At 67.8% G+C, this 11,207-nt stretch carries 10 protein-coding genes and 1 pseudogene; 9 read left to right on the plus strand and 2 right to left on the minus strand.

Annotated elements, in window-relative coordinates:
* Window positions 1–12 precede the first annotated feature (12 nt).
* From SCI24_RS21580 to SCI24_RS18825, 8 genes and pseudogenes are all read left to right on the plus strand, one after another.
* Window positions 13–159, plus strand: a pseudogene (locus tag SCI24_RS21580) (hypothetical protein); the annotation flags it as partial.
* Entirely contained in the window at window positions 153–1,061 is a 909-nt protein-coding gene (locus tag SCI24_RS18795) for an HAD-IC family P-type ATPase (RefSeq protein WP_318726829.1), read from the plus strand. The pseudogene SCI24_RS21580 and the gene SCI24_RS18795, both read left to right, overlap by 7 nt.
* Before the next feature lie 87 nt (window positions 1,062–1,148).
* Window positions 1,149–1,613, plus strand: coding sequence for a 2-hydroxyacyl-CoA dehydratase (locus tag SCI24_RS18800; RefSeq protein WP_318726830.1), 465 nt, complete (start codon window positions 1,149–1,151; stop codon window positions 1,611–1,613).
* Window positions 1,614–1,623: 10 nt separating this feature from the next.
* Window positions 1,624–2,046: a GIY-YIG nuclease family protein gene (locus SCI24_RS18805; RefSeq protein ID WP_318726831.1), complete on the plus strand. Its 423-nt coding sequence runs from the start codon at window positions 1,624–1,626 to the stop codon at window positions 2,044–2,046.
* On the plus strand, window positions 2,046–2,888 hold the full coding sequence (locus tag SCI24_RS18810) for a GspE/PulE family protein (protein ID WP_318726832.1): 843 nt from the start codon (window positions 2,046–2,048) through the stop codon (window positions 2,886–2,888). The genes SCI24_RS18805 and SCI24_RS18810 overlap by 1 nt, the downstream gene beginning before the upstream one ends.
* A gap of 6 nt (window positions 2,889–2,894) precedes the next feature.
* Window positions 2,895–3,296 (plus strand): hypothetical protein, encoded by a 402-nt coding sequence (locus SCI24_RS18815; protein WP_318726833.1) that lies wholly within the window; start codon window positions 2,895–2,897, stop codon window positions 3,294–3,296.
* Window positions 3,297–3,418: 122 nt separating this feature from the next.
* Window positions 3,419–4,030, plus strand: coding sequence for a L,D-transpeptidase (locus tag SCI24_RS18820; RefSeq protein ID WP_318726834.1), 612 nt, complete (start codon window positions 3,419–3,421; stop codon window positions 4,028–4,030).
* 177 nt (window positions 4,031–4,207) lie between these two features.
* Window positions 4,208–4,471, plus strand: coding sequence for an Lpp/OprI family alanine-zipper lipoprotein (locus SCI24_RS18825; protein WP_318726835.1), 264 nt, complete (start codon window positions 4,208–4,210; stop codon window positions 4,469–4,471).
* A gap of 196 nt (window positions 4,472–4,667) precedes the next feature.
* On the opposite strand, the gene SCI24_RS18830 is transcribed toward SCI24_RS18825, so the two are convergent.
* Together SCI24_RS18830 and mfd are read right to left on the minus strand one after the other, a co-directional pair.
* Complete coding sequence (locus SCI24_RS18830) at window positions 4,668–5,768, minus strand: L,D-transpeptidase family protein (protein WP_318726836.1); 1,101 nt, start codon at window positions 5,766–5,768, stop codon at window positions 4,668–4,670.
* Window positions 5,769–5,844: 76 nt separating this feature from the next.
* The gene (gene mfd, locus SCI24_RS18835; protein ID WP_318726837.1) at window positions 5,845–9,294 is read right to left on the minus strand and encodes a transcription-repair coupling factor; all 3,450 of its coding nucleotides are present in this window, start codon (window positions 9,292–9,294) and stop codon (window positions 5,845–5,847) included.
* A 204-nt stretch (window positions 9,295–9,498) separates the two neighbouring features.
* On the opposite strand from mfd, the gene SCI24_RS18840 reads away from it, so the two are divergent.
* Window positions 9,499–10,959: a glyceraldehyde-3-phosphate dehydrogenase gene (locus tag SCI24_RS18840; protein WP_318726838.1), complete on the plus strand. Its 1,461-nt coding sequence runs from the start codon at window positions 9,499–9,501 to the stop codon at window positions 10,957–10,959.
* The last annotated feature ends 248 nt before the right edge of the window (window positions 10,960–11,207 follow it).

Below are 11,207 nucleotides of genomic sequence, written 5' to 3' on the forward strand. Positions count from 1 at the left end.
GACCCTGCCGCGATGGAGCAGGCCGGCCAGGTGCGCGCCGTCGCCTTCGACAAGACCGGAACCCTGACCCTGGGCGAGCTCTCGGTGGCCTCCCTCAGCCCCGCCCCGGGCGTGACCCGGCACGAGCTGCTGCGCCTGGCCGCCCGGGGGGAGTGGGTCAGCGAGCACCCCTTGGGGCAGGCCATCCGCCGCCATGCCCTGGACGCGGGGCTACTGGAGGGCGAGGCGCCCCGGCGGGTCGAGGAGCGGCCCGGCGGGTCGAGGAGCGGCCCGGCGGGGGGCGCATCGCCTGGCTGGAGTGCCCGGAGGGGGGCGGGGGGGACGACACCCTGCGCATCGGGTCGCCGGGCTGGCTGGTTTCGGAGGGCGTCGTACCGCCCAGGGGGAGCGTGGAGGCTCCGGCTTGCACTCGGGTCGATCTGGCTCTTGGCCGGCGTTGGCTCGGCAGCCTGTGGCTGGCCGATTCCTCGGACCCTGCGGCCGCGCCGCTGCTTGCCTCGCTGAGGCGCGAGGGGCTCGCCGTGGCCTTGATCAGCGGGGACCGCGACGCGCTGGTGCAGCGTCTGGGAGCCGAGCTGGGACTGCAGCGCTCGGCCTGCTTTGCCGAGCGGACACCGGAGCAGAAGCTCGCCCTGGTGAAGGCCTTGCCCCGACCGTCGCTCTTCGTGGGAGACGGCATCAACGATGCCCCGGCCCTGGTCGCCGCCAGCCTGGGGGTGGCGACGCTGGAGGCCAGCACGCCAGCCCGGGAGGCGGCGGCCATCCAACTGCTGCGACCCGGGCCGGGCGGGGTGCGCGACGCCATCGATATCGCCCGCCGGACCCGGCGAGTGATGCGCCAGAACCTCTGGCTCTCGGCGCTCTACAACGGTGCGGCGTTACCCCTGGTGGCATGGATGGCGGTTCCCCCCCAGGTGGCAGTCGCGGCGATGGCCTTGAGCTCGCTGAGCGTGGTCGGCAACAGCGCCAGGCTGCTCGTGGCAGCAGGGAAAGGCCGAAGAAGCCGCGGTGCCCGTAATGAGGCGAGTCGGGCGACCGCTGGCGGTCTGCTACGGCATTGATATGAGTCAAGCGTGATGGACACGGCTTGGCTAGGATGAAGACATGGACTATCTGCCCGTGTCTGGGCATCAGTGGGAGGAGCCGCAATGCGCTTTCATCAGGTCAAGGAACTGGTCGCCTGGGCGGCCGACTACCACCGGGGGCTGGCGGAGCAGTACGACCAGCTGGCTGCCGGTGAGGTGAGCGATCGGGTTCGCATGGCCCTGGAGTACCTGGCCGAGCACGAGCGCAAGATGCAGACCGAGCTGGCCGACTACCTCGAGGAAGATAGCGACCATCGCAAGGTGCTCGAGACCTGGTTCGACGACCCAACCGACTTTCCCCATGCGCCCACCCTCGATCGTCTCACCGAGTGTGTATCGTGCGACAGCGTCCAGGATGTGCTCTCTACGGCGCTGACCATGCACAGGACGCTTCAGGACCTGTATGCTCATCGTGTCGAGCGGGCAACCGCGGAGGCCGAGCGCGAGTTCTTCGCCTCGCTCTCCAGCGGACACGAGGCCGAGGTGCGTCGCCTGGCCCGCGACATGCAACGACTCGAGGACTACTGAGGAGAAGGCGATGTCGGATCAGATCCTGTCACTCAAGCTGCTGGGCTACTGGACGGACGAGCAGCTTGGCGAGATTCCCGACATATCGGGGATCTTCTGTGTCTATGCCGGCACGGCCGCAGAGGGTGGCGAGCCCGGCATCGAGCGGCTGCTCTATATCGGTGAGTCCGGCGACGTGCGCCAGCGCATTCGTCACCACGAGCTTCGCGGGGAGTGGGCCAGCCGGCTGGAATCCGGGGAGGTGCTCTGCTATAGCGTGGCAGCGGCGACCTATGTCTACCGCGAGCGGCTCGAGGCGGCGCTGGTGCATGTCCACAAGCCCCCGTTAAACCATGACTACATCGATCGCTTTCCCTTCGACACCACCGAGATGCACCTGCGCGGCCGTACCGACAAGCTCATGTCCCAGTTCATCGTCGAGCGTCACGACTGATGGCCGAGGAGCGCCAGGCGGCAGGGCGTCGGCTCCTGCCGCGGCTCGAGGCCCTGCTTGCCGACCCGCCCGGGCCTGACGATGACACCCTGATGGCCCATGTGCTGCTCGAGGATGCCATCCGCGCGCGAGCCAGCGACATCCACCTCGATCCTTCCCGAGAGCGATGGCGCGTCCGCCTGCGCATTGATGGCCGGGTCATCGATGTGCTGGACCTCGATGTCGGTGATGGCCTCCAACTGGCCAACCAGTTCAAGGTGCTCGCCAGGCTCGATCCCATGCCCTCGCGGGTCGCCAGCGAAGGAAGCTTCAGCTGGCCGCCCGGCGAGGAGGGTGGTGAGGAGACCTTCCTTCGCGTCACCGCCGTGAACTGTGTCGCCGGGGAGAAGCTGGCCATCCGCTTTCTCGCGCCCCCCAGGACCTTCCATGACACCCTCTCGCTGGGGATCGGCGAGCAGGGGGCCCGGGGCATTCGTCGCTGGATGGACGCGACCGGCGGCATGTTGCTGGTGGCGGGGCCCACCGGTGCCGGCAAGACCACCACCCTCTATACGCTGCTGAACCAGCTGCGCCTCACCGACAGCCACGTGGTGACGCTCGAGGATCCGGTGGAGTATGCCATTCCCGGCATCAACCAGATCCAGGTGGATGCCGAGAACGGGCTGGACTTCGCCACCGGTACCCGTTCCATGCTGCGCCTGGACCCGGACTACGTGCTGATCGGCGAGATCCGTGATCCCGGCTCCGCCGCGGCGGCGATCAGCGTGGCCGGCAGCGGGCGCTCGCTGATGGGCACACTGCACAGTCGCGATGCCGTCGGGGCTGTCTCCACGTTGCGATAACTGGGGTTGGAGGATGCCGAGATCAGTGCCAGCCTCGGCCTGGTGATCGCCCAGCGTCTGGTGCGCCGGCTCTGCGAGCACTGCCGTGAGCAAAGGCCGACACCGTCCCAGGATGTCCAGTGGCTCGAGGCGGTGGGACTCCAGGTGCCCGAGCATTCGTGGGTGCCGGTGGGGTGCGAACACTGTGACGGCCTGGGCTACCGGGAGCGAACCGGGGTGTTCGAGATCTGGCAGCCCACCCCGGAGGATCACGGCCTGTTGCTGCGCCATGCCGATGACGCCGTTCTGCGACGCACCCTGCTGGCGCGGGGCGAGACCCTGATGTTTGCCGATGGCCTGGCCAAGGCCGACGCCGGCATCACCACCCTGCGCGAGGTCTTCCGGATGGGTGCCATCCTGCCTGCCTGATGGGCCGGAGGCGGCCCCTGTATCGCGTTCCTGTCTTTCTTCCTGACAGGCGGGTGTCAATGCGGTATAACGGCGGTCAGTCCGATGCCTTTCATTTCCCGTATGCCCCAGAGACGTTACCGATGAAGCATCTCTCCCGTCGCCGCTTCGGCCTGCTGGCACTGAGCTCACCTCTGCTGCTGCTGGCGCCGAATGCGTCTGCCAACCTGATGGACAGCCTGCTGTCCCGGGCCATCGTTCCCCGCCATGACAGCGAGCTGTGGGTGCTGGTCGAGGACCAGGAGGTGGCGCTGAGCGTCTACCGTGGCAACCGGCTTGTCGAGCGCTTCGAGCCGATCTCGCTGGGCCGAGGGGGAGCGAAACCGCAGCGCAAGCGGGGCGACCGGGCCACGCCGCTCGGCGAGTTCCGGGTCAATCGCTTCAACCGCCGCAGCAAGTTCCACATCTTTATCGGGCTCGATTACCCCACCCCGACCCATGCCCGCATGGCGCTGGAGGCCGGGGTCTACAGCCAGCAGGACTATGACGACTACTTTTTCTATTACCGTCGACATGGCTACCCGCCCCAGGATACGGTGTTGGGCGGCTTCATCGGCATCCATGGCGTCGGTGAGGGGGATCCCGACATCCACCAGCGGTTCCACTGGACGGACGGCTGTGTGGCGGTGACCGACCCGCAGGTCGAGCGCCTGTCGTCGTTGATCGACATTGGCACACGCGTCGTGATCCGCTAGGCTTTACATGCGCAAGGGACGTTCTAAGCTATGGACAAGCGCCGTTTCTTATTATAAAACAGCGTTTGACTCCTGTGCTTCGCAGCAGAAGTCGCTGCACGTAGGCCTGCTTCCGCAGGACGCCTGATGTTCAGGCAACACCAACGCAGTATCCAAGGAAGACTCAAGGAGAACACCATGACTCTGAAGACTACCCTGAAGCTGACCGCCGCTGCCGCCTCTCTGGCCATTCTGGCCGGTTGTGCTTCCAACAGCGCTCTGGAAGAAGTCCGTCAGACCGCCGAGTCTGCCCAGGCCGACGCTGCCGAAGCACGCAGCATCGCCACCCAGGCGCAGAACACTGCCAATCAGGCACAGCGTGACGCTCAGGCGGCCCTGCAGATGTCCGAGCAGAACCGCGAAGAGATGAACCGCATGTTCGAGCGTTCCATGCGCAAGTGATCGTTCTCCGCCGCCCGGTAGGGCGGTAGAAGGACCTTCAAGACTGGGGCCTCGCCGGTAGCGGCGAGGCCCCTGTCGTTTGGTTGAAGTGTGCTATTCACCCTGTGGCAGCACCTGCCTTGTGGGCGAACGGTTCGACGCCTCGACTTGCATCGCGATGGGGTGGCTGCCTCTTCGCGATCAAGCCGGCAGAGGCTCAGCTTTCCTCGGCCTGGCTCTCGCGGGACTCGGTATCGGCAGCGATCAGCTCCAGGCGGTCCCAGAGCGTTTCAGGCGCGGGATCCGGAGTGCTGACCTCCAGGGCCACGGGCATGCCTTGTGGTACCTCCACGACCTCGCGAAGACGGGCATAGTCCACCGGGTAGTCGAGCCCGTCGGTCGCCGTGTCCACCTGGTCGAGGGCCTCGGTGATGCGCTGGATGGTGGTGCCGTCCTCCTCGTCCAGGTAGGGGTAGGCCTGGACGTGCAGGGTGCCGTCCGCCCAGCCGAGCTTGAGCGTCTCGTTGATCAGCGTGACCTGGGTGCCGATGGGCAGACGCGGGAAGAGGGCCTCGATGTCCTCGGGCAGCATGCGGATGCAGCCATGGGTCACGCGCATGCCCACGCCCTCGGGGCGGTTGGTGCCATGGATCAGGTAGCCGGGGATACCCAGGCGCATCTTGCGCGTGCCCATCGGGTTATCGGGCCCCGGTGGCACTACGCTGGGGAGCGGATCGCCGGCCTCGGCATGCTCGCGGCGGATTGACGCCGGCGGGTACCAGGCCGGGTCCTTGACCTTCTCGGTGATGCGCGTGGTGCCCAGGGGGGTCTTCCAGTCCATGCGCCCGACGGCAATGGGATAGGTCTCGACGCGCGGCGTCTCGCCCTCGTCGGCCGGGGGGTAGTAGTAGAGGCGCATCTCCGCCACATTGACCACCAGGCCCTCGCGGGAGCCTTCGGGGAGGATGAAGCGGCCGGGAATCACCACCTCGGTGCCCTCGAAGGGTGCCCAGATACTGACCTCCGGGTTTGCGCGCACCATTTCCTCGTAGCCGATGCCGTGCTCGTGGCCGATATCGATCAGGGTGTCGCCGCTTTCGGCAACGACGGTATAGACCTCGCCGACCAGGTCTCCCTCCTCGGGAAGCGGGTAGTGGCCACGTGGCCACTCCTCCGTGCTGGCCTGGAGCGATGTGGCCAGTGCGGCGCAAAGCCCTAGCGTGGTGGCGAATCGGGCGGCGAGCCCGAGCGGGAAGGAGTGCTTCATCGACGTCATGTTCTCGTGGTTGCCGTGGGTCGGGGGCTGCGATGGGCCCATCCTGGGCGTCCTCACCCTATAGTATCGCCCGGACGTGTAGACATCCGCCACCACTCCGGTGCAATCTCTCCGGCCCTTAGGCCGCCTCGGCCTTGCGGTTGAGCGTGTCGAGGAGTTGTTCCACCGTCCGGAAGCGCTCCTCCGCCTTCTCCATCGCCGCCTCGAAGCGCAGGGTGTCGGCGCCATCCAGGCGATAGTGGTCCGGCGCCCGCTGGATCAGCTCCACGAGCACCAGCGGGTCGACGAGGGTCTGGCCGGCGAAGATCACCCGGCCCTTCTCGGGGCCGGCCTCCAGGCGGGTGATGCCCAGGCGCTCGGCGCGCTGGCGCAGCCGGGTCTGGCGCAACAGGGTCTTGACCGGCTCCGGCAGCAGGCCGAAGCGGTCGATCATCTCGACCCTGAGCTCATTGAGCTCGGCCTCATCGGCGGCGCTGGCGATGCGCTTGTACATCACCAGGCGCTGCTGGACGTCGTGGAGGTAGTCGTCGGGGATCAGGGCCGGCAGGTAGAGGCTGACCTCGACCCCCTGGTCCAGCGGGGCTTCGATGTTCGGCGTGCGCCCCTCGCGGATCGCCTTCACTGCCCGGTCGAGCATCTGCATGTAGAGGCCATAGCCGACGGCCTCCATCTGGCCGCTCTGCTCCTCGCCGAGCAGCTCACCCGCGCCGCGGATCTCCATGTCGTGGCTGGCCAGGGTGAAGCCTGCGCCCAGGTCCTCCGCACCGGCGATGGCCTCCAGCCGCTTGACGGCATCCTTGCTCATCACCCCGGGCGGCGGGGCAAGCAGGTAGGCGTAGGCCTGGTGGTGGCTGCGCCCGACGCGGCCGCGCAGCTGGTGGAGCTGGGCCAGGCCGAACTTGTCGGCCCGCTCGATGACGATGGTGTTGGCGCTGGGGACGTCGATGCCGGTCTCGATGATGGTGGAGCAGACCAGCACGTTGAAGCGCTTGTGGTAGAAGTCGGACATCACCCGCTCCAGGGAGCGCTCCGGGAGCTGGCCGTGGGCGACGCCGACCCGGGCATCGGGCACCAGCTCGCGCACCTTCTCGGCGGCGGTCTCGATGGTCTTGACCTCGTTGTGGAGGAAGTAGACCTGGCCACCGCGCAGGATCTCGCGCAGGATCGCCTCCTTGATCACCGCCTCGTCACGCTGCTGGACGAAGGTCTTCACCGACAGGCGCCGGGCCGGGGGAGTGGCGATGATCGACAGGTCGCGGATTCCGCTCATCGCCATGTTCAGGGTGCGCGGGATCGGGGTGGCGGTCATGGTCAGGATATCCACCTCGGCCCGCAGGCTCTTGAGGCGCTCCTTCTGGGCCACGCCGAAACGGTGCTCCTCGTCGATGATCAAGAGCCCCATGTGGGGCAGCCTGGTGCTCTTCGACAGCAGCTTGTGGGTACCGATGACGATGTCCGCCTGGCCCTCCTCGATGCGCCTGAGGGACGCGGCCTGCCCCTTGCCCGCGGTGAAGCGCGAGATCAGCTCGATGTTGACCGCGGTGTCGGCGAAGCGGTCGCGGAAGTTCTCGTAGTGCTGGCGGGCGAGCAGGGTGGTGGGCACCAGCACCACTACCTGGCGGCCGGAGTGCACGGCCAGGAAGGCTGCGCGCATGGCGACCTCCGTCTTGCCGAAGCCCACGTCGCCGCAGACGACCCGGTCCATGGGGCGCGGGGCGGTCATGTCGCCGATCACGGCCTGGATGGCCGCCCGTTGGTCGGGAGTCTCCTCGAACGGGAAGCTGGCGGCGAAGCGGGCGTACTCCGCGTCGGGCGGGGCGCAGGCGAAACCCTCCCGGGCCTCGCGGCGGGCGTAGATGTCGAGCAGCTCGGCGGCGGTGTCGCGGATCTTCTCGGCGGCGCGCCGCCGGGCCTTCTCCCACTGGTCCGAGCCCAGCCGGTGCAGCGGCGCCAGCTCGTCGTCGGCGCCGGCATAGCGCGAGATCAGGTGCAGGCTGTCCACCGGCACGTAGAGGCGCGCCCCGTCGGCGTACTCCAGGGTCACGAACTCGGCGGCCTGGCCACCGGCCTCGATCGTCTCGAGTCCCTTGTAGCGGCCCACGCCGTGGGCCTGGTGGACCACCGGAGCGCCGGGTCGCAGCTCCGAGAGGTGACGGATCGCCATCTCGTTGTCATCGGTGGCCCGCTCGCGACGGCGGCTCTGGCGGACCACCTCGCCGAACAGCTCGGTCTCGCTGATCACCGCCAGGTCCGGGTCGGTCAGCCACAGGCCGGCATCGATCTCGCCCTCGGTGATCGCCAGGCGGGCGCCGCTGGTCAGGAAGGCGGGAAAGTCCTCCACGTGACGCAGATCGAGCCTGAGCGGCCCCAGGGTCTCCTCCAGGGCCTCGCGGCGGCCCCGTGACTCGGCGACGAACAGCACCCGCGTGGTCGGGTGGTCGGCGAGGAAGCCCGCCAGTTCGGCCAGCGGCTGCTTCGCCCGGGCATTCACCGTCACCGTCGGCGGCGTCCGGGTGGCCGGCGCCACGGCATGACGGTGGTCGGCATCGTCGGTCAGGGCCACGCGGGGGTGGCGCTTGATGGCGCCGAACGCCTCGGCGACGGGCACGAAGGCGCGGTGGGGGGGCAGCAGCGGCCGGGTAGGGTCCACCCCGAGGTTCTCGAAGCGGCTCTCGATGGCCGCCCAGTGGTGCTCGGCGGCCTCGAACACCCCGGGCAGCATGGCCACCCGCGTGCCCTCGGCCAGGTGCTCGAAGAGCGTGGCGGTCTGTTCGAAGAACAGCGGCAGGTACTGCTCCAGGCCGGGGGAGGGAATGCCCTTGAGGGCATCCACGTAGAGGGGGCACTGGCGAGGGTCGACGTCGAACAGGGTCTCGAAGCCCTCGCGGAAGCAGGCGATGGCGCTGCGCGACAGCGAGTACTCGTGGGCGGGCAGCAGCTCGATGCGCTCGACCTTCTCGGCGCTGCGCTGGGTGTCCGGCTCGAAGGTGCGCAGGGTGTCGATCTCGTCGTCGAACAGGTCGATGCGCAGCGGTGCCTCGGCGCCCATGGGGAAGAGGTCGATCAGCGCCCCGCGCAGGGCGTACTCGCCGGGTTCATAGACCGTTTCCACGGCCCGGTAGCCGGCCCGCGACAGGGCGTCGCGGAACCCCTCACGGTCCAGGGTCTGGCCGGTTTCCAGCGTCATCACGCGCCCAGCGATGTACTCGACCGGCGGCAGGCGCTGCATGAGGGTGTTCATGGCCGCCAGCACGATGCCGTGCTCGCCGTCCTGCAGCCGGCGCAGGGTGCGTAGCCGCTCGGAGACGATGTCCTGGTGCGGCGAGAAGCTGTCGTAGGGCAGCGTCTCCCAGTCGGGGAAGGGCAGCACCGGCAGGTGGCCATAGAAGCCCAGGTCACTCTCCAGGCGCTGTGCCGAGGCGGTGTCGGGGGTGATCACCAGCAGCGGGGCGTCCTCGGCCAGGTGGGCCAGGGCCAGGGCGGTGGCGCTGCCCGGCGGCGTCTGCCAGTAGAGAATGTCGCGCAGCCCCTGGGGGCGAGGCGGGTCGAGCGGCGAGAAGTTCGGCATGCTATCGGTTACCCAACCGTGGTCGTGAGCGGCGTGCAGAGGAACGGGCATGATACCAGCCTCGCGGCCGGCCTGTAGTCAGCGGGGCATTCCTGTAAAACGCCTACAGCGGCTGCGACCATCCTGCGATTGCCTCGGCAGGTGCCGCCCCGGATAATAGCCGTGTATCCCCATCCCACTGTTCTTACCAAGGAGAGGTGACCCGTGAGTCAGCAATCCCTCGATACCGTCTTCCAGGAATGGCACGACAACCAGGCGATCGCCGAGCAGATGATCCCGATGATCGGCAGCCTCTACCGCCGCAACAACGTGGTGGTGACCATGTTCGGGCGGTCGCTGTTCAACCGCAGCGTGATCCGCATCCTCAAGGATCACCGCTACGTGCGCAAGATCGAGGGGACCGAGCTCTCCGTGCAGGACACCTTCCCGCTGGTCAAGGCGATGACCGAGCTCAACCTGGGCCCGGCCCATGTCGACGTGGGCAAGCTTGGCGTGGCCTACAAGGCGCGCGGCGGCGACCCGGTGGCCTTCCTGCGTGACGAGTTGGCCGAGATCGTCGATGCCCACGACCCCGCCGGCAACAACGGGCAGCCCAAGGACGTGGTGCTCTACGGCTTCGGTCGCATCGGGCGGATCCTGGCGCGCGTGCTGGTCGAGAAGGCCGGCGGCGGCAACCTGCTGCGCCTGCGCGCCATCGTGGTGCGCGGCCGCGGCGACATCGCCAAGGACCTGGAGAAGCGGGCCAGCCTGCTGCGTCGCGATTCGGTGCACGGCCCCTTCGACGGCACCATCAGCGTGGATGCCGAGGCACGCACCATCACCGCCAACGGCAACGTCATCCGGGTGATCTACGCCGACTCGCCCGCCGAGATCGACTACACCGACTATGGCATCGACAATGCCGTGGTGGTCGACAACACCGGCATCTGGCGCGACGAGGCGGGCCTTGGCCAGCACATCCAGTGCAAGGGGGTGGCCAAGACGATCCTCACCGCCCCGGGCAAGGGCGACATTGCCAATATCGTCTACGGCATCAACCACCAGGACATCGGCGAACAGGATCGCATCCTCTCCGCGGCCTCGTGCACCACCAATGCCATCGTGCCGGTGCTCAAGGTGCTCAACGACGAGTTCGGCGTCGAGCATGGCCACGTCGAGACCGTGCACTCCTACACCAACGACCAGAACCTGATCGACAACTACCACAAGGGCGACCGCCGCGGTCGCAGCGCCCCGCTCAACATGGTGCTGACCGAGACCGGTGCCGCCAAGGCGGTGGCCAAGGCCCTGCCGGAATTCGCCGGCAAGCTGACCGGCAACGCCATCCGCGTGCCGACACCCAACGTCTCCATGGCGATCCTCAACCTGCGCCTGGAGAAGGAGACCGACGCCGAGGCGCTCAACGACTTCCTGCGCCGCATGTCGCTGGACTCGCCCTACCAGAAGCAGATCGACTACGTCGACTCGCCAGAGGTGGTCTCCACCGACTTCGTCGGCAACCGCCATGCCGGCATCGTCGACGCCAAGGCGACCATCGCCAATGGCAAGAACGCCGTGGTCTACGTCTGGTACGACAACGAGTTCGGCTACAGCTGCCAGGTGATCCGCATCCTGCAGCACGTCTCCAACGTGCACTTCCTCAAGCTGCCGCGCGCCAAGGGCTGACGCCGTTCGGGCAGCGCAAAGCGCCCTTCGGGCAACACCGAGCAGCCAAGCGCCGAGCCGCCAAGCTGACCCGTGCCGGGCGGTAGGTGCTGAGCTGGAATGAGCCCCCGCTGGATCAAGCATCCATCGGGGGCTTTGCGTTGATGCTAGGGGTGGCCGAGCCATCATGCTGCTTGGCGCTTGGCGCTTGGCGCTTGGCGCTTGGCGCTTGGCGCTTGGCGCTTGGCGCTTGGCGCTTGGCGCTTGGC

Origin of the sequence: Halomonas sp. (assembly GCF_033549285.1) — a bacterium.
Lineage (GTDB): Bacteria > Pseudomonadota > Gammaproteobacteria > Pseudomonadales > Halomonadaceae > Halomonas.